The following is a 23,571-nucleotide window of genomic DNA, read 5'->3' on the forward strand; positions in this document are numbered from 1 at the left end:
CTCTGCTAAAAAGAGATATCACCATCCATAATGAAATACATGATGAGATATCCATTGAATATTACAGTGCATATCAAGCAAATGCAATCATCGGTCTAATTATTCAATGGTATCGCCAGGATTTTGTGGACAGCGCAAGTACCTTAAATAAACAACTGGCTGCTATTTTGCGAATTGGTGAAAAGTAATGAATGATGGCATAGAAGAGTGGAACAAAATAGGCGAGTTAATGAGCGATATACTAACTAAATGTCAATAAAATTTAGGTATCATAGTAAATAATGTATAGCTCTCGGCAAAATGAGAGGTTGATTTCCGTTCCGACTGAGCGCTTTCCTGGGGGCGTCCGATGAGCCGCTTGGGTCAACAGGATGTTGGTCACGAAGGCGTTATCACAGGATGTGATGCTCTTAGCCTTCGTTCCTCTATTTGCTCGCTCCAGGGTCTCATCTGTGACGCTAATCCCCAAGGAGTCGCTCAGTCTCCACTCCAATCAACCACTTCGCAAAGTATGTGTCTTCTAGCATGTATTATGTCACTGTTATAAGTCTATTCTGATTGATTATGCTGAGTTTTAATAGCGTTCACTTTTGACACACACATAAAATTTATAAAAGTTATTCGTTATTGTTGATGGGCTAGCCTGGAACGGAAATCATCTTCATTTAAAGCTCCATAACATACACAAAGATATCCTTTATCATTTTGTTTTTTAACTCTATCAGCGATGTACTAACTCATCATTAGTACATCGCTTTTTTGACAATTTTATTGAACAGTAGCAGGGACTATTTGCTCGCTTTCGCTTTTTACTTTTGATTTTTTAAAAGCAACGACGATGGCGGAAATGGCCAATGTTACTGCAATGATCATTCCTAACGAGCTACAATTACTCATTAAATTATCAGTGCTTCCACCAAAAATAATTGTGTAATAGCCATCTGCTCCGTAACTAGCTGGAAGAAGCGACGCTAGTTTGTAGTAAAAATCAGATAGCATCGCTTGTGAAACAAGAGCACCTGAAGTAACAAGCTGCATAGAAAGAGCGCAAATATTAAAAATCATACCCAAGTTACCAAAAATGATGATAAAGGCTTGTGCTAGGCAGAGGAAAGCCCAGAACATTAATGCTTGAAAAAGATATACTGTTAAAAAATTTACTTGACTTGAAATATTAAATAGATGCATTAAGCCAATCGTTAATAGCGGAAGGGCAAAGGCGACACTAGCATAGAGTCATTTCATATGCAATATAAATACTGAAGGACAGTGGAAATCAATAAACGTTTGGATGACCAAAGATTGCTTTTGTTAATGCCAAGAACTGCTTAGATGTTCAGTTATCCAGGAAAATCACTCGTAGTGAATCAAAACAACCTCATAGTGCTACACTAAGAATATAATAACTTTTTATGGAAAAAATAGCGTTGACAACTATATCGTCAGCTGATATATTTTATATGTATCAGCTGACGATATATTGTTAGACGATATAAAAGGGGGATTCGTATGACGCAAGAGCATCCGCCATTAACAGAAGGCGTTTATTATATTTTATTAGCGTTATTTGATGCTAGGCATGGCTACGGCATCATGCAACTGGTAGAGGAAATGAGTAATGGTCGAGTTCGTCTTGGAGCGGGAACGATTTATGGAGCAATCAAAACATTGCTCGAACGAGGGTGGATTGAGGCGCTAGATGGTGACGGCCGAAAAAAAGAATACATCATTACAGAAAGTGGAAAGAAAGTTATTAAATACGAAATTTTGAGATTAAGGGAACTTTTTGACAATGGTATCCGTATAACAAAGGATGATGGAACAAATGGATAAATATCGATGAGTCTTTAACCCGTATGATATTGAGAAATGAGTTAACGATATGGCAAGCCAAGGTTGGCATTTAAAAAAGTTCACTTGGATACGTTTTACGTTCGAAAGTGGGGAACCAGGTAGCTATATTTATCGGCATGATGAATTGGAGCGATTTGGTGCCTCATACGAAGATGAATACTTAGAATTTCTAAAGTCCTCGGGAATTACAGGTAGATCGTTCTGGCTGTATCGTATTCTTCAGGAAGCCAGATGATGGACCTTTTGAACTTTACTCTGATAAGAAAAATAAAATTAGTAAGTTTTCTCAAAAAAATTCGGTGCTACTATCGCTTATCCTTCTTAATTTGGTTTTGGGATTAATTGGTCTGAGTGGGATTTTTTTAACACAGGCAATAGAATGGATTAAATTATCAAAGAATATCAGTAATATTCTTTTGGTCGTGTTATATTTTATACCATTCTTAAAACTTGTGCGTGTGCGTAATAAATTGAAGAAGGATTTGGATTTGTTCACAGATTAGTTTAGGAGATGTCTGAGAAGGGTAGTTACAATAGAGCTAATTTTATAAGAAAGTTACTTTTTCTTCGAATTATTTTCCGGGAAATCAGAAAAATTAAATAATTCAACAGGGAAAAGGTAACGTTATTATGACTACTATAGTAAGACGATATTTAACCATGAGTTCGCATCAGTTGCATAAGATTAATAGATGGGAGGTGGAACTTTATGAATAAAAGAGTGTATCATTTTTTTTTCGATCATGAAAAAGAAGAAGCATGGGTTAATGATATGGCGGAACAAGGTTGGCATCTAAAGCGTACAATGGTGGGTTACTTTATTTTTGAAAAAGGGGAACCTGGTCAATACATTTATCGCAATGAACTAGTTAAAGGTAAAAAGCAGGACTACTATGATTTTTTAGAGACGATGAATATTGAGTTTGTTTCAAAATTTGGATGTTGGGCATATTACCGAAAGAATAAATCAGAGGGGCCATTTGAATTATTTTCAGATAGTTCTTCGAAAATAAAGTATTTAAAATCAATAAGCCGTCTTTTTATAGCAGCAACATTGCTAAATCTTTTTTTTGGATTTATCAATCTTTATATTGGACTTGGTGAATCTACAGAAAGATTCTTAAACATGGGAGTATCATTCATAAATTTTGTAGTCGTAATGATCATGTGTATACAGATTATTAAAAATGAAAGGCGTAAAAAAGGACTGCAACGAGAATTACATATATTTGAAGCGTAAGGGGGAAAAAAGATGACATTACAATTAGAACAAGTCACAAAGAAATACAAAGATTTCACAGCGGTCGATAATCTGAATTTTACCATAAAAAAAGGTGAGATTTTTGGGCTGATTGGTCAAAATGGAGCCGGCAAAACAACGACATTCCGAATGATTTTAGATTTACAGGAGACAACGGCTGGAACGATTACATGGGATGGCAAACCCGTTAATGCTATCAACCGTGATGTACTCGGCTATTTACCAGAGGAACGAGGCATTTTTCCGACGATGAAGGTGGAGGATCAACTTTACTTTTTTGGCGAGCTACGTGGCATGAAGAAGTCGGAGTTAAAGAAGGAGATTGACTATTGGATTAGCCGATTTGAGCTCGAAGATAGAAGGAAAGATAAGGCTGAAACTTTATCAAAAGGGAATCAGCAAAAAGTACAACTGATTGCTAGCTTTATTCATAAACCGCAGTTCTTAATACTAGACGAACCATTCAGTGGACTTGATCCTGTGAATAAAGATTTACTGAGGGATGCTATATTGCTTTTAAAAGAACAGGGCACAACGATTTTGTTCTCCAGTCACCAGATGGATAATGTAGAGGAGCTATGCGATCATCTTTGTCTATTAAAACGTGGAGTTTCTCTATTTTCAGGTAGTCTACTAGATTTAAAGAAACAATACGGAAAAACTAGATTGGCAGTACGTACAGAGTGGTCGACAACTCAATTGTTGACACTTGAAGGAGTCAAAGATGTCAGAGTGGAGAAAGAGCAAACTGTGCTCACTCTGGAGGATGAGAGCTATGCACAAAGTATTTTCGAGAAGCTTTCCAATGGTAAATATATAGAAAAATTCAGCTTAGATTATTTATCGTTAGATGAAATCTTTAAAGATAAGGTAGGTGGCAACGTTGTCGAAGTTTAATTTATTAATGAAACAGCTTTACAAATCAAAAATAAAATCAAAATCCTTTGTTGTAATGACAGTCATTTATATACTCGGGATGTCCGTTGCAGTTTTTTGGTCAGATATTAAAGAGCTTTTTACAGGTGATGATCATGTGCAACAAATTGCGATTGTCAACGAAACAACAGCCGATTTAAGCAGTCTCTTTGTATCGAATGGCGATATGGAATTTATACAAAATGAATCGAATATATCGGAGCTAGAGAAAAAGGTCAAAGACGAAAAGCTAGATGCCGTTGTTAAAATAACAGATCAAGATGGACAACTACATGCTGAAATTTCTACTTTCACTCCGTTGAAATTAAATGATCAAGGTGCGATAAATTCGATACTGCAACTTGCTGGCCAAAATTATGCTGTACAACAGTTATCATTAACGCCCGACCAAGCAGCTCAAATTATGAGTGCAAAAACGATTATCGGTGAGAAAAACTTAAATAAAGAGTCTAATGGTGGTAAAAGCGAAGAAGAAAAACAATCAGGACTAGTGGTATCTTATGCAGTTGGAATTTTAATCTATTTCTTTATTTCTACATTCCTATCTATGATTACAACGGAAATTGCTACTGAAAAAGGTTCACGTGCAATGGAAATGCTACTAGTTAGTGTAAAGCCAGCTACCCATTTTAAAGCAAAAATTGCTGGTGTGCTTTTACTCGCATTAACACAGATGGGTATTATTACAGTTGTCTTCCTAATCTATGCGAAATTTGCGAAGAACGGTTTTGTTTGGGATATGGCAGCTAGCATTGTTAAAGAATTATCGATAGGTTATGTGATATACGCCATTTTATTCTTACTACTAACAATTATTCTTTACTTAATTGTAGGAGCATTATTCGGTTCTTTAGTGTCTAAAGTTGAAGAATCAGGTCAAGTATTAATGCCAGCCATGATGATTACTATCATTGGTTTCTATGTTATGATAACGGGAATGGGTAATCCAGATACAATGATCATTAAGGTATTCTCTTATATTCCATTTACGTCTGGAATGATCATGCCGATGCGTATCGGGGCTACTGATATAGGTGTAACGGTACCACTTTTATCGTTAGGTATTTTAATCGCAACAATTATTGTGACTTACTTATTCAGCATATCATTCTATAAACGCAGCGTGCTAACTTATAGTTCAGGTGGCGTTATCCAAAAAATTAAGACAGTACTAAAAGTGACAACATGATGATGAAAGCAGCTACATGAAGTAGCTGCTTTTTCAGTTCTAACATTCCAATAATAGAAAATGGTGTAAAGTATTTCGTGTGTACAGTCGAATTTCCTAATGAAACAAGCTATAATTTATAGTAGAGAGTGACGTTTTGTTATCTCAAACAAGGATTGAAGCTTTATTAACAAAATCATCTATATAACGTCTTGCAACATAAGAGAATCAACTAGAGCATCACGGGGGTTCCCCTATATTTAGCAACTCTTATTTGGCAAGGCCCGACTAAAATGAAACTTTTTCAGCTTGGAATCGTATGTAAGTAAAAGAGATAAATCGCAGGGGGTAAAACTTTATGTCTGAATTCGACAACGACCTATTAAAATCAAAGGATCCATTCGCATCAGAAAATCCATTATTACAACCCAATCCATTATTACAGGTGGAGCAAGAGCAAAAACCAGTACTTGTTTCTGAGCAGGAGCTATCACAAATTGCACAGAACCAACTTAAATTAAAGCAAGATCCTGAGGTTCATTCATTAGCACAAAAAATTGATGTGAAAGATCAAATTGCTATGCTAGAGCTTGGAAAAGAAACAGCGAATGGTATTTCTACCTTTTCAGATAAAATGCTAGCAACGATGAAAACAAGTAAGCTTGAGGAATCAAGTGTATTATTAAATAATTTAAATAGAATTATGGATAAATTTGATCCTCAAGATTTTGCGGAGGATAAAAAAGGTGGCTTCCTTACGAAGCTGTTCAGTAAAGGAAAGGAACAATTAGAAAAGTTTCTATCCAAATATGACAGCATGAACAAGGAAGTTGATGTCATTTTCCGTGAGGTTCAAAAATACGAAGGTGAAATGAAACATAATACAGTTGATTTAGAAAACTTATATGATCAAAACTTAAACTATTTCCAAACGTTAAGTAAATTTATTGCAGCAATTGAAGTAAAAACAGATGAAGTACGTTCATCATTACCAGTACTAGAACAAAAAGCGCAAACAGGCGATCAATTAGCAGCAATGGAATATGAAACAATGGTACGTGCCGTTGATTTACTAGAACAACGTCGTTATGATTTAGAAATGGCGCAACAAGTGTCATTCCAATCTGCTCCACAAATTCGATTAATGCAGCAAGGAAATAACCACTTAATTGCTAAAATTAACTCTGCATTTGTGACAACAATTCCTATATTCAAGCAAGGGCTTATTCATGCGGTGACGTTAAAGCGCCAAAAGCTTATTTCTGATTCAATGAGTGAATTAGACCGTCGTACAAATGAAATGCTTGTCAAAAATGCAGAAAATATTAGTAAAAATAGCGTTAATATCGCGCGTGCGGCTGGTAGCCCAAGCATTAAAATCGAAACAATTGAAACGACATGGCAAACAATTATGTCTGGTATTCAAGAAACGAAGCAAATTCAAGCAGAAACAGCTAAAAATCGTGAGGATGGCCGTAAACGTATTGAACGTCTGCAGCTAGAATACGAAAAACTGAAAAAAATGTAATCGTGAAACTTCTTGCAATCTTACTTTGCAAGAAGTTTTTTTGACAAATCAGAAATTCTTCATTATGATAAGGTAAATGAGAATGATTATCAAATGAGAAGGAAGCGGAAAAATGCTAAACAATGCAATTCGATTACATAAAATAATCAATCATGGAGTAAATAAAAGATGATGAGCAAAATGAATCCAACTTTATTATCCTGTGAGCCTTTAAAGGATGGAACACTTGCGATTAATACGACAGAAAACCTAATGCTCGTGTTAAAAAGTCGCTACCATGAATTAACGCATATTGAAGAGCTGTACAATGCCATGCATATAGATTTAGATGAAAAGCACACTATTTTAGAGCAAGAGAGAAAAATTTTAAAGAAACAAAATTTAGAACTTGTGGAAGACATGCAAAAAATAAAGCAGCAAAACGCCGTCTTACAAAAAAAGTTGACAGAATATAATTGTGTCGTAAATGAGCTAAAGGAGCATCGTCGACAAAATACAGAGCTACTAATTGAGCTGAGTAAATACACTACCTTGTCGAGGGAAACACTTTCAAGCCCATTAAAATCTATGATTCGTGATATGCGAGAGCAGGGAGTAGGGATTAAGGAAATCCATATTCGTATAAAACGACAAATCAATCCAGATATCAGCTATAGTATGGTACGTAAATATATCTCAGAGCTTGAATCCAAGAATAAAGCATAGCACCCAAATCAAATTCGTCATTTACAGTTAACAATCAAAGCCCTATAATTAGTCTATTCTTTAATTAGGTAAATTTTATCGATTTCAACAAGAGTAGGAGAGTTAGAGGCAATGTCAAATGAGAAAAAAGGGGTTTTGGCGGCATTTTTTGCCTATGCTTTGTGGGGTGCATTTCCGCTTTATTGGAAATTACTTGAGCATGTGCCGAGTTTGGAAATTTTACTGTCACGCGTCATTTGGTCCTTTGTCTTTACAGTACTAGCAGTAATAGTATTTGGAATGCGTAAGGAACTTCTCGCAGACTTAAAATATTTGTGGTCACACCAAAAGCATTTTTGGCAACTTGTTGGGGCTTCATTTGTTATTTCAATGAACTGGTTTTTATATATTTGGGCAGTTACTCATAACCACTTAATAGAAACGAGCTTAGGCTATTATATTAATCCTTTACTGTCAGTGATATTTGGGGTTGTTTTCTTTAAAGAAACACTTAGTCGTACGCAATGGGCGGCTACCGGAATTGCCTTTATTGCTGTCATTATTTTAACGATTAATTATGGATCAATTCCATGGGTAGCACTTCTTATTGCTTTATCCTTCGCCATTTACGGTGTTCTGAAAAAGAAAATTAAGCTTGATGCGACAAGAGGTCTAGCCATTGAAACGTTATTTATTCTACCGTTTGCATTAGGCTACTATATTTACCTTTTTACAACGAATCAAGCATCATTTTTACATGTTGATGTGCAAACAGACATCCTCATGATTGTGAGTGGTATAGTGACAGCCGTGCCATTAATTTTATTTGCAAAAGGTGCACAAAATATTCCACTCTATTTATTAGGCTTTATTCAATACGTATCACCAACGATTGTGTTAGTTTTAGGGATCGTGCTTTATAAAGAACCGTTTAGTCAAATAGAACTATTAGCATTTAGCATTATTTGGGCAGCCTTACTACTGTTTTCGGGCTCGAAAATCATTGAAGTGAGAAGAGCACATCATAAATCAGCCTAAAAAAGGACTTGTAGACATTTTCTACAGGTCTTTTTTGCATAGCTGAAAGGAATTATATAAGGGGACGGGACCATCGTTACTGTATAACTATGAAATATTTGTATGGTAATATATTTTGGGTATTTAAACTAGAAGGAATAAAAAGTAGGAATTAAAATGAATCACCCGTATAAAAAGTATGCAACTACAGAATTATGGCACGTTATTTAGGAAGCTATAGAAGACTAGTTGTTAATCAAGATGTAGAAGAAATGACAAGAAGAGAATATATAGTTGGTTATCTTTGTGCAAAACTTAGTCATATGGAAGGAGATTGAGCACGGTACGGTTGAGATTTCTTTTATTGTAAGACAAAAATAAGTAACTTTACTTTTTTGGCAGCATATAGTAATATTATGTCAATCAATTAGATAACAATGATGAATATTTTAAATTAATGAGAGGTGCTTTTGATGAGTGCGGTAGGCTCTAAATAGGAACAACTAAATGAAATAAATTTAATGACGACGGGGGATTTACGTCATAAAGTGACCCCTTATTTAGTCGTGGATTTATTTCGATACCTATGAAGATACCTACAATACTTTATAAAGCGTGGAATGCTCTGAATGTACTTCATTTTGTTGAAGTTTTTTCACGATGCTTCTTACACATGCCTTGTAATGTAAAAAGCTGTGGGATCCCCACAGCTTTTTTGTCTTTTTTAATTGAATAAAAAATCATTGATATCTAAATGAGTAGGTATCTTCATGAACGATTATGGAAAATCAACGTGAGGAGAATTTAGAATGAATCATACTACTTTTGAGAAGTTACAATACAATGAATTGAAGGATATCGTTAAATCATACTGTGTCAGTGGGTTAGGGAAACAGTTATTAGATAAATTAACGCCGAGCTCAAATTTGACAGTTGTTAAAAATCGTTTGAATGAAACGACTGAGGCACGAGCAATTTTAGATGCGGAAGGTCATGTCCCGTTTTTAGGGGTATCTAATATTGACAATACGATTAAAAAACTTGAAAAGGGCATTATTTTAGACCCTAGTGAGTTAGTAAGCATCTCAGACTTTTTAAGAGGCTGTAGAAAAATTAAAAAATTTATGCTGGAAAAAGAATTTTTTGCACCAGTACTTGCATCCTATGCTATTTCGATGTCTGAATTTAAAAGTGTGGAAGAAGAAATTAACTTTGCGATTAAAGCTAATCGTGTTGATTCAGCTGCTAGTAGAGAATTAAAGCGTATCCGAAATCATATCGAAACAACAGAGGAAAAAATTAAAGACCGCTTAGCAAAATTTTTAAATAATAGTGCAAATAAAACATATATCCAGGAATTTTTTATAAGTAAAAAGGATGATCGATACACGATTCCTATTAAGGCTTCCTATAAGAATCATGTGCAAGGGACGGTAGTAGAAATTTCATCAAAAGGTGCTACGGTCTTTATGGAGCCAAGTGCTGTCGCTAAATTAAATGTGGAATTGGCCACTTTGAAGGCAGAGGAAGCGGTGGAGGAATATCAGATTTTAGCGACGTTATCAGGATTACTGATGGAAAATATTCGTGAAATCAACATCAACATGGAGTTAATTAGCCAATATGATATGGTGTTTGCTAAAGCCAAGTTTAGCAAGCATATTGGAGGCGTAGAACCGAGTTTAAATGATGTTGGCTATGTGAAGCTCGTCAATTGCAAGCATCCACTGTTAATAGGTGAGGCGGTGCCACTTCATTTTGAAATTGGTAAAGACTATCGCAGCTTAATCATTACAGGACCGAATGCTGGCGGAAAAACAGTTGTTCTAAAAACTATTGGCTTGTTAACATTGGCTACAATGTCAGGCTTCCATATTGTTGCGGATAAAGGTACTGAAATAGCTATATACGATCATATTTTTGTAGACATTGGTGATAATCAAAGTATTGAAAATGCACTTAGTACGTTTTCATCCCATATGAAAAACCTTTCAGATATTATGAGGGCATCCAATAATAATACTCTTTTGCTGTTTGATGAAATAGGTAGCGGTACGGAACCAAATGAAGGAGCAGCGTTGGCGATTTCCATTTTAGAGGAGTTCTATCACATGGGCTGTATAACAGTAGCAACAACTCATTATGGAGAAATTAAGCGTTTCTCAGAAATGCATAGTGATTTTATGAATGCGGCGATGCGTTTTAATAGTGAAACATTAGAACCATTATACAAATTAGTGATCGGAACATCTGGAGAAAGTAATGCTCTATGGATTTCTAAGAAAATGAATATACGTGAAACGGTATTACAAAGAGCGAAAGGCTATATTGACAATAAGGATCATCATTTAGAACGAGTAAATGACAGAAAAATCAGGAAGGCCAAGATTGAGAATGAGAAAACTGCAGTAAAGTGTGAATTTAAAAAGGGAGATCGTGTGAAGTTGTTAGATCATGATGACGTTGGAGTCGTTTATCAAGAAATGGATAATTTCTATAATGTTGTCGTGTTATATGAAAGAGAATTCATAAAGGTAAATGTTAAGCGCTTGGCATTAGACCTACCAGCAACAGAATTATACCCAGAAGGATATGATTTAGAGAGTTTATTTGTGGATTATAAAGATCGAAAACTTCAGCATGATATAGAGCGCGGTTCGAAAAAAGCCCTTCGCAAGATTCAGAAGGAAATTAGAAAAGATAAATTGAGCTAATAAAAAAGGGATTGCACATAAATGTATGTTTAATGTGCAATCCTTTTTATTTATTGAACCGAATTTATTTGTGCTTTAATTGAATAATAAGTTTCTTCAATTTTTTGTTTATAAGGTAGATCGATTAAATCCTGAGAATCCTTATAGGCCCTTTTGGCGATTTCGTAGGCAGTTGTTAACTCACCGAAATGTGCATAGCAAAGTGCTTTATAGGAAAAGCACTCATTTAAACTTAATATGTCAAAGGGATGTAAGATGAATGGAGGATTATTTGTAAACTGTTCAAATGCTTCCTTAGCTTCTTCATATTGACCTAGTAAATATAAGGATTTTCCTTTTTCTGAATAGTAAAAGTTTTTTTCGAAAATAACCGAGCTATTATGCATAAGTGTACCAAAACGCTCTATTTCTTCTAGGGCCTGCTGATAATCGTGCGTGTAATTGTTATAATAATGCGCTCTTAATACGAAAATCAAAGCATCCACACTCAGTTGTTCGGCAAAAATCCGATACTGCTCAAGCTTCTTCAGCATATGCTCTACTTGCTCGAAATCATGGTCAATCATGGCACAAAACGCCCCAATACGATACATATCATCTATATAAGAGTAAAATTGATTTTTATGTGCATTGGTAATGGTCTCATATATAAGCTGTTTACCTTCTTCATATTCGCCAATTGCTAACTGAAAAACGCTAATATAATAAGCCATTTTCACAGTATCTCTCGAATCTAATTGGTAATTTTCCTGCTCAACTTCTTCTTTCGCCTGCAAAATACAAGAATAAGCCATTTTGTACTTTCGTTCTTCCGATAATATGCCCAACTGTAATATATAGGTTTCAAACCAATGACTTAGTAAATTAATTTCTTTAAACATAATGCGTGCCTGTTGAAGCGGTGATTCCCAGGTAGTTAATCTCGCATGATGTTGTGCTGCTGCATATATATACAGTAAACGCCCTGCCTCATAACTAAGCGAAAGCTCTTCTACATAAGGCTTAATCATCTCTACAATTTGCTGTACATTATCTGTATTACCAAGTTTTAATTCAGCAAATAAAATTTCTACCTGCTCTAAAAGATGACGTATGGAAGAGGGGGTTACTTGTTCAAGCAATTCACTAGCTTTTACGCCTAAACGTTCCGCTATATAATCGAGACTTTCCATCGAAGGCTTGGCCTTATCATTTTCAATTTGGCTTAACATACCTTTTGTTAGACGATCACCAGCAAGTGCCTCTAATGTTAATTTTCGTTCCTTCCTTAATTTGCGAATTCGTGTGCCTAAAGAGTCCACTGCCTTGCCTCCTTTTTAAAACATGTCCTTTGTTTAATTATATTAAACTTTTTGTTGCGTGAAAAGAGGAAGATATGTTATATTTTGTTTAATTAAATTAAACTTTTTAACCTAATTAAAAATATGGAGGGATTTTAGATGAATGAAGCGGAAAAATATAAAAGGGCGACGTATCATTTATGGACATTTACAGCTAGTAAAATGATTTCGTTGTTAGGGTCTCATGTATTATCATTTGGAATTGGTTTATATATTTTAGCACTGACAGGGTCAGCGATGAGTTTTGCGACAACGATGATTTGTTCCATTTTGCCTCGTGCATTAGTCGCACCTCTGGCGGGTTATGTAGCTGATAATTATTCAAAAAAACGCACAATTTTATTAGCACAAGTAGGTACAATATTGACCGTTGTTGGGTTACTACTCTATACAGAAATGGTCGGTTTGTCGGTTTATGCTATTTATATTGCAACAGTTTTTAATACAATATGCTCAGCCTTTTCAAGTGTAACGTTTTCTTCGTCAATCGCTACACTAGTAAATCCAGAACGCCTACAAAAAGCAATGTCATTTAATCAAATGTCAGTGTCGATCGCAGCAATTGGAGGACCAGTAATCGGGGGAATGATGTATGGATTTTTCTCCATGGAAGCATTTTTACTTCTACACATGGTGGCCTATGTGATTGCATTCTGTTTAGAAGCCACAATGAATTTTACTCTCTATAGTACAAGAAATCAGAGTGCAGAGAAGGAAAAAATGTGGGCTGGGCTAGTTAGTGGCTTTCATTATATTAAGCAACAAAAAGTTGTTAAAACAATAATGTGGATTTCATTATGGATTAATTTGTTTTTCTCTGCCATCGTTGTAGGGGGGACTTATATTATAATTGAATTATTAAAAGTTAAATCAACTCATTTTGGTTTTATAGAAGCTTCAGGTGCAGTTGGTATGCTTGTTGCTTCCGTCTATTTCGCAACACGGGCAGAGGTCAAGGCCCCACTACGTTTTTCTAAATTTAGCCTATTACTGTTGGCTAGCAGTTTAGGGTTGGCAGTTGTCCCATTAGTAACGAATTTCTCCTATTTAACCATTGTGATCTTTTATCTTGTCATCTATTTTATTTTCGCTATTTTTGAGATGGGGATTAACATGCCAATTATGGTTTATATGCAAAAGTTAATTTCAGAAGAATACCGTGGACGTGTGTTGGGATTAATGGAAACAATGGCAATGTCAATGATGCCGATTGGAATGGTTGTTTACGGCATTTTGTACGATTCATTCCCAGCCACGATTATTTTACTTGTCACAAGTGTGATTATCGTGACGATATCACTAGTTATGCTACGAACATCTGTCTTAAAAGAAGCACATCCAGAGTTTTATGAACAAAAGGTAGTGACTGAGAGTGTAGCGAATTAATGTCTCGCTTTGAAGGTAAGGGTGGTAACAGCGATTCATAACCATTCATCAGCTGAAGAAGAAGCTGAAATTGGCGGTATATGTATATTGGATGTGTTCAGAGGACTATCGCTTGCAAATGAGTTAGTAGATTACTTAGTAAAAGAAGCTAAAAAAAGTAATTTAAAAGAAATCTACTGTCTACCATTTGAAGAGTTAAAGTGTTTTTATGGGAAATTTGGTTTTGAAGAATTTGACTATGAGGGAAAACAAATTAACAATCATATATTAAAGAAGTATCAATGGTGCTTAGACAACTATGAGAAAAAGGTTTTATTACTTAAATTATAATACTTCCTCTTCAAGAAACGGATGCGATTCTTCATTATGAGGGGCTTTTTCTTGTGCTGCTATCGGAGCAGGCTAGTGAAATAATTAAAATCAACTTTTATACATTATTAAATTTTAATCTTAAAATAATTGGAGAAGTTAGGATGTCCATAATAGAATTTTTATATAACGTCGCTTATTATTAATTAGAGGACACCTCCTAATAAAAATGGGTATTACGAAATTAATTATTTAGGAGGAGAAAAAATGCGTTCAGAAAAAGAAATGATGGAATTAATATTACGAGTTGCCGAGAAAGATGAAAGAGTACGAGCTGTCGCAATGAATGGTTCTCGAACAAATTCTAATGTGCCTAAAGATACTTTCAGAGATTATGATATTGTTTATCTTGTATCTGACTTACAATCGTTTCTAATCAATCCTAATTGGGTTAATGTTTTCGGGAAAAGAATAATAATGCAAACACCAGAGGATATGGCAATGTTTCCACCTGAATTGGGTGGAAGATTCACCTATCTAATGCTATTTGAGGATGGTAATAGAATTGATTTAATGCTGATTCCGAGTGAGGAAAAAGATATTTATTGTTCTGAAGATAGATTAACAGTTATTTTATTAGATAAAGATGGCAATATGCCTAAGCTTTCTGAACCAACAGATAAAGATTACTGGGTAAAAAAGCCTTCTGCTGAATTTTTTGCTGATTGTTGTAATGAATTTTGGTGGGTTTCTACTTATGTCGCAAAAGGATTATGGAGACAAGAAATACTTTACGCCTATGATCACTTAAATAGTGTAAGAGAAATGTTACTAATAATGCTTGAGTGGAAAGTTGGTATAGAAACCAATTTTTCTTTGAGTGTAGGAAAAAACAGTAAGTACTTAAAGTCCTACCTTGATAACGAAATTTGGGAAAGATTGATGAAAACATATCCAAATGGAGATTACGAACAAGTTTGGAATTCGTTGTTTGAAACAATTGACTTGTTTGAGCAAGTAGCTATTGAAGTAGCAAGTATTCTCGAATATCAATACCCTTTTGAAGATGCGAAAAAGGTAAAACAATACCTTACCAAAAATTAAACTTAATATTTGTGAAGGTATACACTTAAACTAATGGGGCTTTACTTCAATAAGAGGTAGAGCCTTTTTCTACTTAAACTAAAGACGCAATTTAGTTGAATAAGAAGGACATATATATGGTAATATTTATTTGAAAAATATGGAGGGAATTATGAGTAATTCTATTAATTATAAAATATGGACTGTTTGTATGATTCAAAGTGAAGAGAAGGTTTTACTTCTGGATAGACAGTACGACAATTTCAAAGGGTTTATTCCACCGGGTGGTAAAGTTGAGTTTCCTGAAAGCATTGTAGAGAGTGCTATCAGAGAAGTAAAAGAAGAAACTGGGTTAGAAGTTAGAAACCTTATTTATAAAGGGCTTTATGAATATGTTAATCCAGTCGCTAAAGATAGATATATGATATTTAATTACATAACAAAGGATTTCGAGGGTGAACTCTTGGAAGATGCTCCAGAGGGGAAAGCGGTTTGGGTAGATATAGAGAGCGCATATAAACTTCCTATGCAGACATCGATACGGAGAAGATTTCCTTTATTTTTTAAAGATGGAACATTTGAGATTCAAGTTGAATGGAACCACGAAGAAAATAAAGAAGGGAAAGTTACTATACATAACACATAAAACTTCTTATTAAACTAAAGGGGGCGTTACTTGAAGACCATTGAGCCGTTTAGACAGTTCTTTTTTCTTATTGAACTAACGGAACAGAATAGTTCAATAACTACTTGAGAGATTATGAAAATAATGGGTAAGGTTATTTTTAGGAAACTTCGTAATATATGTAAACGTTAAGTCTAAAAAGGGGCTGATTTAATGTTATTAGATGTTTTTAATTATCTAAAATTTTCAATGGGTGTTTTTATTTTTAGTTTGTTAGTTACATTAATTTTAATATTATTAAAAAAATCTGTTGTAAATGGATATTCGGTCATTATGTTGGCCTTTGTTTCTTGTATCGTATCAGGGGTACTTATGATTATTGCGGGATACATAGCTGATGAAGTTCCATCGGGTGGAGACCCAATCACCTTATATATGTTTTTAGTTGTTCTATTACTAAGTATGGTGAATATGATTTTTGTTTCAAGAAAACGAAGGGAAATATAGTAAATAAAATAGTAGATAATCAACAAATTTTGTGAAAAATTGTACTTAAACAAACGGGATGCGTTAATTAAAGATCATAGAGTTGCATTGGCAGCTCTTTTTTCTTTATTGAATTAACGGAGCAGGTTAGTTGAATAGAATTAAACAATTTTATTATTAAATTTTGAGTGCAAACATATTTAAATGGATAAGAATTAAACAACTTTAAAGAGCCTTACTACAATTTAGCATGTAGCAAGGCTCTTATATTTTTATAAGAAAATTAAATAACTTTATGCGACAGCTACAAATGATTTCTGCGCGAAAGCGAAGCGACAGCAGCAATTACACCAAGGCGAAATTGATTTACTGATCCTCAATTACTATATAAGTGGCTTTCATTGGCCCATGTACACCAACAATAAGAATCATTTCGATATCTGCTGAATTACTTGGTCCTGTAATAAAGTTGATACAGGAGGCAATTTGCTCGCCATTTCGGATTTTTTCGCTAATTAAGCGGGCTGCTTGAGTCATTCGTGGAACGATCGTACTTTTAGGGATTAAAATAATAGAGTTCTCGGGTAAAAAACTGACGGATCTACCTTTATCCTTACTACTAAAAAGTACAGCAGTTCCTGATTCTGCTAATGTTATTTCACTAATCGTAATGCCGATGTTAGCTTTTTCAGCCTGTCGAATATTTTCCTCTGGCTGCTCGGAATTCCATTCGTACAGCTGAATATTTACTTGAGGCCATTGCTCGGTCATTAGTGATGATAGACCAAAGCTCTTAAACCGCTCATCTTTCCATGTTATAACAGATTGACTTCCATAATTATCAACTACTTTTTGTAAGTCTGTTGGAAGATTTGCTGTATTTGAAATGACAATATCCGTATGAATATTTTTGCATTGTTTAGCTAAAACCTCTACTAACTCATCTTTTGTTTTATCTTTTAGGACGCGATCTTGTGGGTGATATTGCCATGTAGGACGCGCAATTTCTGTTTTTGGCGCACGTCCAAGCTGTTTCGCAATGTTTGCTAAAAATACATCTCTATTTTCAATAGTACCTGCCATTATTCATCGCCTCCTCTTTGGCGGTGTTTAAACCAGTTACGGAAATTATCTTTATTTGGTGCTGGAAAATCCCTTGCTTCTGTCCATGCTTTTAGTGGGCCTGGGCCATTTGAGATTTTCTGATCTTTTGTAAATGGCGCCATTGCTGGTGAAGCCATTTTTGTAGCCATTTTATATAAGGTAGGGGAGGAAGCTCCTAAACCAAAGGCCTTCATTAATAGCTTTTCTGATACAGGAGCTTTCCCTTCGTTTTCAACAATTACTTGGCGATGTCTATGAATAAGCTGATGTAACGGTATTTTGACAGGACAAGCATCAGTGCAGGCGCCGCATAATGTGGAGGCATATGGTAACTCTTTAAAATCCTCATAGCCGCCTAATAATGGTGAAAGAACGACACCTACTGGCCCAGAATAGATAGAACCATAAGCATGCCCACCAACATGACGATAAACAGGACAAGCATTAACACATGCTGCACAGCGAATACATTGTAAAATAGGCTGGAACTCACTCCCTAAAATATCAGAACGTCCATTATCGACGATGACTAAATGAAATTCCTCTGGTCCATCTGTGTCACCATCATCTTTAATCCCCGTTAATGTTGTAATATAGCTTGTTAATTTTTGTCCAACTGCGCTTCTAGTTAATAAGCTGACTAGCACTTCCATTTCTTCAAATGTAGGAACAATTCTTTCCATCCCCATTACCGTAATTTGCGTTTTCGGCAAGGCTGTTACTAAATCTGCGTTCCCTTCATTCGTCACGAGTGTTATCGAGCCGCTCTCTGCAATAGCAAAGTTACAGCCTGTAATGCCTATATCTGCTGTTAAATATTCATGCCTTAATTTTTCACGTACATATAAGGCTAAATCCTCAGGTTTTTCACTTTTCTCATAGCCTTGTTTTTCTTTGAAAATATCACGAATCTGTTCTTTATTTTTATGCAAAGCTGGAGCAACGATATGAGAGGGTGGCTCGTGATCATCTACTTGCAAAATGTATTCTCCTAAATCTGTTTCAATGACTTCGCACCCGATTTCTTCTAAAGCTGCGTTTAAATCAATTTCCTCAGTCACCATAGATTTGGATTTCACTATTTTAGCGGCATTTTTCTTTTTAGCTACACCTTGAATATAGTCTGTCGCTTCTTTCGCGGTTTGCGCAAAGTAAACATGTCCACCTCTGTTAGCGACATTTTCACTCAGCTGATATAAGTAATAATCTAAGTTCGCAAGCACATGCTTTCGAATTTCTTCTCCATGAGAGCGCCATTCCTCCCAATGTCCGAGCTCATCAGCCTGTTTTAGCCGACGTGTTTGAAAGCGTTCCTGTGCGCTTGACACAGCTCCGCGCATAAATGTATTTTCTAATTCTTTCGATACTCGATCATTAAATCGTTCATCACTTGTTTTCATGGACATTTCTTTTACCTCCCTCTTAGCGGCAATTTAATACTTCCGCAATATGCATGACTTTAATAGGCTTACCTTGCCGATTAATTCGGCCACCGATATTGATTAAGCAACCCGCATCGGCACCGATTAGAATGTCTGCCCCTGTTTCTTCAACATTCTGTACTTTCTCATTGACCATTGCGCCTGAAATATTGCCCATTTTTACTGAAAACGTTCCGCCAAATCCACAGCATCGATCTTTTCCTGGAAGTTCTACATACTGTAAGCCTTTCACTTGATTTAATAATTTTAACGGTGCTTCTGTAACACCGAGTAGACGTGTCATATGACAGGAGGTATGATAAGTAGCCTTGCCCTCTAAATGTGCACCTACATCCTCGACCTTTAATACATGTACAATAAACTCTGTAAATTCATATGTTTTATCTGCCAATGCTTGCGCTTTTGGCTCCCAAACAGGATCGCCCTTAAATACTTCTGGATATTCCTTAAACATATAAGCACAAGAACCAGAAGGGGAGACGACGTATTCGGCATGTTCAAATGCTGTGATCATTTTTTTTATAGCATTTTTAGATTCTTTTACATAGCCACTATTGTAGGCAGGCTGCCCACAGCAAATTTGATTTTCAGGAAAGTCTAGGTCACAGCCAAGCCTTTCAAGAACTTCAACAACAGCTTTGCCTACATCACCTTGAAACATATCAACTAAACAAGTCGCAAAAAGTGTTACTTTCATGAGTATCGCTCCTTTTTGTCTCTATTACTCCTCAAATAACTAATCAACAGGTCATCTGATGACTTGGTGATAAATATTTTATTTTTATAATACTACAACTTTTCAGACGAATGAAAGGTGTTTGTTGAAATTTTCAAAAAATAAATAGCTGCCTATTATAAAAACTAGGCAGCCATTGTTATTTTATGGATTCAGTTGTTTCGAAATATTGCAATAAGACCTTTTCAACATTATTTAAATGCGATGCCATAGCATGTTTTGCAAGTTCTTCATTTTGCTGTTTTATTGCGAGGAAAATTTGCATATGTTCGTCATATAGCATTTCACTTGTTATTTTTTTTGAGTACAACCAAATTCTACGTGTCTCTTTCATCGTTTCGATCATTAAAGCTGAAACCTGGTCTAATATAGTTGCCAGCAAGGGATTTTGAGATGCTGCAGAAATGGCCGAGTGAAATTGAAAATCCGCTTTTTCACCTAGCTCTCCATCACCTTGTACATGTTTCATCTCATCTAAAATTTGCATCATTGACTGTAGGTCCTCGTCTGTTCGATGAATGGCTGCGCTAGCCGCTGTGCCTACTTCAATAATTTTGCGTACTTCTAACAAATGTGAGATATCTTGCTTATTTGTTAAAATGGCAGTTGATAATGGAAAATCGAGCTGATTGAATTGATTACTTTTAACAAATGTACCTGAACCCTGTTTAATTTCAATAAGCCCCATTGCTTTTAAAGCGGAAAGAGCTTCTCGGATGGCTGATCTACTTACTTGTAATTGTTCGGAAAGTTGTTCAACTGAATCGAGTCGGTCACCAGGCTTTAGTTCGCCAGCTCTAATTTTTTCATAGAGGATTTCGGACACTTCCTCATATATTTTTTTCGGTTTAATTTTTCTTAATTCCAAGGACTACACCTCATTTATCTCTATCAATGGCTCTATTGTTTTTTTATTATACATGAAGAAAGGAAATTTTCTCACTATTTAACCGTAAATACTTTTTGTAAATAAAAATAGGTTCTTCATGTCGGAATTTAATACTCTACAAAAAAGCTGTGCACCTGCATCATAGCTCTGCGCAATGCAGAATAATGATGAATTTTGTTGACAGATAATATAAGGGGGGCGCATAATGCAAAAGTATATGAACAACTACTCGTTGATATAATAAAGTTTGAACATTAAATTTGTATGAAAATATGATGGAACTTCACTTTTTCAACACCTTTTTGCCATGAAACGTTCACAAACAAGAAGGGCGCAATTTACAGTGATTTTTGGTACGATGGAGACAGTAACTGTAAGGAGCGAGTGAGAAAATATGGAAACTGATATTAACGTATTTCTAGCTTTAGGTGCAGGGTTTTTAAGCTTTATTTCACCATGTACTCTACCGCTGTATCCAGCATTTTTATCATACATAACAGGTATGACATTAGACGAGCTAAAATCGGAACGAGGTATGATGCAAAAGCGTGCAGTTTTGCACACCCTGTTCTTTTTACTAGGATTTTCAATCATCTTTATTTTGATTGGTCTAAGTGCATCATTAGCAGCCGAGTTCTTCCTTAATTATAAAACATTATTACGTCAGGTTGGAGCCATTTTAATCGTTGTATTTGGATTAATGATTGTGGGATTACTACAAATTGACTTTTTAATGAAGGACCGAAAATTCCAATTTAAAAACCGACCATCTGGTTATTTTGGATCGGTATTAATCGGAATAGCCTTTGCGGCTGGTTGGACGCCTTGTACAGGTCCAATTTTAGCATCGATTATTGCATTAGCAAGTGCAAATCCAACAGCAGGATTTAGCTATATGTTAGCTTATTATTTAGGTTTTGCGATTCCGTTCTTTGTGTTATCTTTCTTTATAGCACGTATGACTTGGATTCGTACACACAGCCAAAAAATCGTGAAAATCGGCGGCTATATTATGATTGTCGTTGGTGTATTGTTATTCTTTGACGGATTATCGTATTTAACACGCATTTTACAGCCTATTTTTGGTGGATTTACAGGCTTCTAATCTGCTAAACTAAAGAGGCAATACCGTACTTTAACGTGGAGGGAGATGAACATGTGCCTACAGTTTTAGTAGTGGATGATACGCTTTTTATGCGTGTTGCAATAAGTAATATGTTTACTGAATGGGGTTATGAGGTAGTCGGCAAGGCAGTGAATGGTAAAGAAGCTGTGGCGATGTATCGTGAGTTACAACCAGATCTAGTAACGATGGATGTAACAATGCCCGTTATGACAGGTATAGCAGCAGTAAAAGAAATCATCCCTGAATTTCCAGATGCAAAAATAATTATGATTACAGCTTTAGGACAACAGAAGTTAATCGTAGAAGCAATTGAAAGTGGTGCAAAGGATTTTATGACAAAACCTTTCGAGCCAGAAAGATTAAAAGCTGTAGTTGATCAATTACTTGGATAAAATTGTTAACGACATTAGAGGAGGAAATTTTATGTTTGACAATATCCCTTCTCAATATTATGTAATAGGTTCAACCATAATGGCCATTTTTATGGGTACCTTTGTCATGGTTATTCGTATGCGTGCATCTAAGAAACCGACAAATGAGAAGAAAATTATCATTCCACCTATTGCGATGTCTTCAGGTGCGTTAATGTTTTTATTTGAACAGTTTCGAGTGCCACCCATGCAAATTCTTGAAGCGGTAGCAGTCGGCGTGGTGTTCTCAACAATCTTAATTGCCACTTCTAAATTTGAAGTAAAAGGTCAAGATATTTATTTAAAACGTTCAAAAGCATTCGTTTTTATACTAATCGGACTATTAGTGTTCCGTGTAATTGCAAAAATGATATTAAGTAGCTCCATTGACGTTGGTGAATTAGCAGGAATGTTTTGGATTTTAGCATTCGCTATGTTACTCCCTTGGCGAATCGCAATGCTTATTCAATTTATAAAAATCAAAAAAACAATTCCGCTGAAGAATATTTAATGGAAAACTACACTAGAGATTTTATCTAGTGTAGTTTTTTTATTGAACGCAATTTGGCTGATGGATAGAGCGGTTCGAATGACGGAATGAAAGATCCAAAGTGAAGGATATAAAACAGAGCGGATCGAATTGCCAGAGTGACGGAAAGAGTTGTCCGAGCGACGGAATGAAAGGCAAAAGCGACGGATGAAAGAGTCAAAGTGAAGGATAGAAATCAGAGTGACGGATAGAATCGTCGAAGTGACGGAAAGAGTCGTCCAAGCGACGGATAGGATTGCCGAAGTGACGGAAAGAGTCATCCGAGCGACGGAAAGTAAGACAAAAGCGACGGATGAAAGTGCCAAAGCGAAGGATATAAAACAGAGCGACGGATAGGATCCAGGAAAAACTTATTGAAAAAACTTATCTAAGGGCAGAAAAACGCTGCACATCTAAAATGTGCAGCGTTTCTTTAATCAAATAGATGTTCATATGGGGCGATGTCAATTTTCATTTCATCTAATTTTTTACGTAAAAATTTATGGTCACGCTTTGGCGTTGCTTGAATGTAGCCACGAATAATCAAATCGTGGTTAATAGAAGGTGCTTTTTCTTCTAAAGCAAGCTCGCCAATTTTTCCTGCTATTTTTTCCTTTGCTACTTGTCTAAATAGCTCAGGTACAGGGCTTACAAGTTCATATAAAAGCTCCTTCTCAGGTTGTCCCCATAAATGAATGGTTTTATCTAAATAATACTCTTGCCAATCTAAATCGGATTTACCATCCTGCTTCGGTAATGCCTTTAAAAATTTGCGGAACATGAAAAATCCGCCTATCGCCATAAATGAAATAAGTACAACTACCCAAAATAGGATAAACCATAAAAACCAACCATTTAACAAATCGTTCACCTCTTTGCCTTCTCTCACTCTATTATAAAAGCTTACATAAAAAAATTCATCCTAAATGTCCCTTTTTTAGCAA

The 23,571-nt window shown here is 35.5% G+C and carries 24 protein-coding genes and 1 pseudogene; 18 read left to right on the forward strand and 7 right to left on the reverse strand.

The features are described from left to right. A pseudogene (locus ACFXN8_RS00910) lies at positions 1-188 on the forward strand (TetR/AcrR family transcriptional regulator); the annotation flags it as partial. A gap of 580 nt (positions 189-768) precedes the next feature. Here the strand turns inward: ACFXN8_RS00910 and ACFXN8_RS00915 are convergent. Then, the gene (locus ACFXN8_RS00915) at positions 769-1,188 is read right to left on the reverse strand and encodes an ABC-2 transporter permease (RefSeq protein WP_386842030.1); all 420 of its coding nucleotides are present in this window, start codon (positions 1,186-1,188) and stop codon (positions 769-771) included. 321 nt (positions 1,189-1,509) lie between these two features. Here ACFXN8_RS00915 and ACFXN8_RS00920 point away from each other — a divergent pair, with 321 nt between their 5' ends. The 9 genes from ACFXN8_RS00920 (at position 1,510) to ACFXN8_RS00960 (ending at position 11,162) form a co-directional block, all read left to right on the forward strand. Continuing rightward, positions 1,510-1,833, forward strand: a complete 324-nt coding sequence (locus tag ACFXN8_RS00920; RefSeq protein ID WP_386842032.1) for a PadR family transcriptional regulator — start codon at positions 1,510-1,512, stop codon at positions 1,831-1,833. 49 nt (positions 1,834-1,882) lie between these two features. After that, on the forward strand, positions 1,883-2,089 hold the full coding sequence (locus ACFXN8_RS00925; protein ID WP_376071926.1) for a DUF2812 domain-containing protein: 207 nt from the start codon (positions 1,883-1,885) through the stop codon (positions 2,087-2,089). Between the two features lie 474 nt (positions 2,090-2,563). Beyond that, positions 2,564-3,094, forward strand: a complete 531-nt coding sequence (locus ACFXN8_RS00930) for a DUF2812 domain-containing protein (RefSeq protein ID WP_386842034.1) — start codon at positions 2,564-2,566, stop codon at positions 3,092-3,094. Between the two features lie 12 nt (positions 3,095-3,106). Then, a complete protein-coding gene (locus ACFXN8_RS00935; RefSeq protein WP_386842036.1) occupies positions 3,107-4,012 on the forward strand; it encodes an ABC transporter ATP-binding protein in 906 nt (301 codons plus the stop codon). Then, positions 3,990-5,240, forward strand: coding sequence for an ABC transporter permease (locus tag ACFXN8_RS00940; RefSeq protein WP_386842038.1), 1,251 nt, complete (start codon positions 3,990-3,992; stop codon positions 5,238-5,240). Before ACFXN8_RS00935 ends, ACFXN8_RS00940 begins: the two co-directional genes overlap by 23 nt. Before the next feature lie 337 nt (positions 5,241-5,577). Further along, entirely contained in the window at positions 5,578-6,747 is a 1,170-nt protein-coding gene (locus ACFXN8_RS00945) for a toxic anion resistance protein (protein WP_386842040.1), read from the forward strand. Positions 6,748-6,915: 168 nt separating this feature from the next. After that, entirely contained in the window at positions 6,916-7,452 is a 537-nt protein-coding gene (locus ACFXN8_RS00950; protein ID WP_386842042.1) for a hypothetical protein, read from the forward strand. A 111-nt stretch (positions 7,453-7,563) separates the two neighbouring features. Beyond that, a complete protein-coding gene (rarD, locus tag ACFXN8_RS00955; protein ID WP_386842044.1) occupies positions 7,564-8,469 on the forward strand; it encodes an EamA family transporter RarD in 906 nt (301 codons plus the stop codon). Positions 8,470-9,257: 788 nt separating this feature from the next. Then, the gene (locus tag ACFXN8_RS00960; protein ID WP_386842046.1) at positions 9,258-11,162 is read left to right on the forward strand and encodes an endonuclease MutS2; all 1,905 of its coding nucleotides are present in this window, start codon (positions 9,258-9,260) and stop codon (positions 11,160-11,162) included. A gap of 50 nt (positions 11,163-11,212) precedes the next feature. Here the strand turns inward: ACFXN8_RS00960 and ACFXN8_RS00965 are convergent, their stop codons facing one another. After that, positions 11,213-12,463: a helix-turn-helix domain-containing protein gene (locus tag ACFXN8_RS00965; RefSeq protein WP_386842048.1), complete on the reverse strand. Its 1,251-nt coding sequence runs from the start codon at positions 12,461-12,463 to the stop codon at positions 11,213-11,215. Between the two features lie 138 nt (positions 12,464-12,601). On the opposite strand from ACFXN8_RS00965, the gene ACFXN8_RS00970 reads away from it, so the two are divergent. The 5 genes from ACFXN8_RS00970 (at position 12,602) to ACFXN8_RS00990 (ending at position 16,412) form a co-directional block, all read left to right on the forward strand. Next, positions 12,602-13,888, forward strand: a complete 1,287-nt coding sequence (locus tag ACFXN8_RS00970) for an MFS transporter (RefSeq protein ID WP_386842050.1) — start codon at positions 12,602-12,604, stop codon at positions 13,886-13,888. Between the two features lie 21 nt (positions 13,889-13,909). Beyond that, a complete protein-coding gene (locus ACFXN8_RS00975; RefSeq protein ID WP_386842052.1) occupies positions 13,910-14,218 on the forward strand; it encodes a GNAT family N-acetyltransferase in 309 nt (102 codons plus the stop codon). A 246-nt stretch (positions 14,219-14,464) separates the two neighbouring features. Further along, positions 14,465-15,301, forward strand: coding sequence for an aminoglycoside 6-adenylyltransferase (locus tag ACFXN8_RS00980; protein ID WP_386842054.1), 837 nt, complete (start codon positions 14,465-14,467; stop codon positions 15,299-15,301). 151 nt (positions 15,302-15,452) lie between these two features. Continuing rightward, a complete protein-coding gene (locus tag ACFXN8_RS00985; protein ID WP_386842056.1) occupies positions 15,453-15,926 on the forward strand; it encodes an 8-oxo-dGTP diphosphatase in 474 nt (157 codons plus the stop codon). 192 nt (positions 15,927-16,118) lie between these two features. After that, complete coding sequence (locus ACFXN8_RS00990; protein ID WP_386842058.1) at positions 16,119-16,412, forward strand: hypothetical protein; 294 nt, start codon at positions 16,119-16,121, stop codon at positions 16,410-16,412. Positions 16,413-16,757: 345 nt separating this feature from the next. On the opposite strand, the gene ACFXN8_RS00995 is transcribed toward ACFXN8_RS00990, so the two are convergent. The 4 genes from ACFXN8_RS00995 to ACFXN8_RS01010 form a co-directional block, all read right to left on the reverse strand. Next, positions 16,758-17,474 (reverse strand): LutC/YkgG family protein, encoded by a 717-nt coding sequence (locus ACFXN8_RS00995; RefSeq protein WP_386842060.1) that lies wholly within the window; start codon positions 17,472-17,474, stop codon positions 16,758-16,760. Further along, positions 17,474-18,901: a LutB/LldF family L-lactate oxidation iron-sulfur protein gene (locus tag ACFXN8_RS01000; RefSeq protein WP_386842062.1), complete on the reverse strand. Its 1,428-nt coding sequence runs from the start codon at positions 18,899-18,901 to the stop codon at positions 17,474-17,476. Before ACFXN8_RS01000 ends, ACFXN8_RS00995 begins: the two co-directional genes overlap by 1 nt. A gap of 16 nt (positions 18,902-18,917) precedes the next feature. Next, complete coding sequence (locus ACFXN8_RS01005) at positions 18,918-19,634, reverse strand: (Fe-S)-binding protein (protein ID WP_376071973.1); 717 nt, start codon at positions 19,632-19,634, stop codon at positions 18,918-18,920. 178 nt (positions 19,635-19,812) lie between these two features. Beyond that, positions 19,813-20,541, reverse strand: a complete 729-nt coding sequence (locus tag ACFXN8_RS01010) for a FadR/GntR family transcriptional regulator (protein WP_376071976.1) — start codon at positions 20,539-20,541, stop codon at positions 19,813-19,815. 415 nt (positions 20,542-20,956) lie between these two features. Between ACFXN8_RS01010 and ACFXN8_RS01015 the strand changes: the two genes are divergently transcribed. The 3 genes from ACFXN8_RS01015 to ACFXN8_RS01025 are packed head-to-tail and all read left to right on the forward strand — an operon-like array spanning position 20,957 to position 22,609. Next, a complete protein-coding gene (locus ACFXN8_RS01015) occupies positions 20,957-21,667 on the forward strand; it encodes a cytochrome c biogenesis CcdA family protein (protein ID WP_386842065.1) in 711 nt (236 codons plus the stop codon). A 35-nt stretch (positions 21,668-21,702) separates the two neighbouring features. Next, positions 21,703-22,080, forward strand: coding sequence for a response regulator (locus ACFXN8_RS01020; protein ID WP_386842067.1), 378 nt, complete (start codon positions 21,703-21,705; stop codon positions 22,078-22,080). 31 nt (positions 22,081-22,111) lie between these two features. Further along, the gene (locus tag ACFXN8_RS01025) at positions 22,112-22,609 is read left to right on the forward strand and encodes a CcdC family protein (RefSeq protein ID WP_376071985.1); all 498 of its coding nucleotides are present in this window, start codon (positions 22,112-22,114) and stop codon (positions 22,607-22,609) included. 451 nt (positions 22,610-23,060) lie between these two features. On the opposite strand, the gene ACFXN8_RS01030 is transcribed toward ACFXN8_RS01025, so the two are convergent. After that, on the reverse strand, positions 23,061-23,489 hold the full coding sequence (locus ACFXN8_RS01030) for a DUF2621 domain-containing protein (protein ID WP_386842157.1): 429 nt from the start codon (positions 23,487-23,489) through the stop codon (positions 23,061-23,063). Between the last annotated feature and the right edge of the window lie 82 nt (positions 23,490-23,571).

Source organism: Lysinibacillus sp. NPDC059133, from assembly GCF_042755925.1.
Taxonomy (GTDB): domain Bacteria; phylum Bacillota; class Bacilli; order Bacillales_A; family Planococcaceae; genus Lysinibacillus.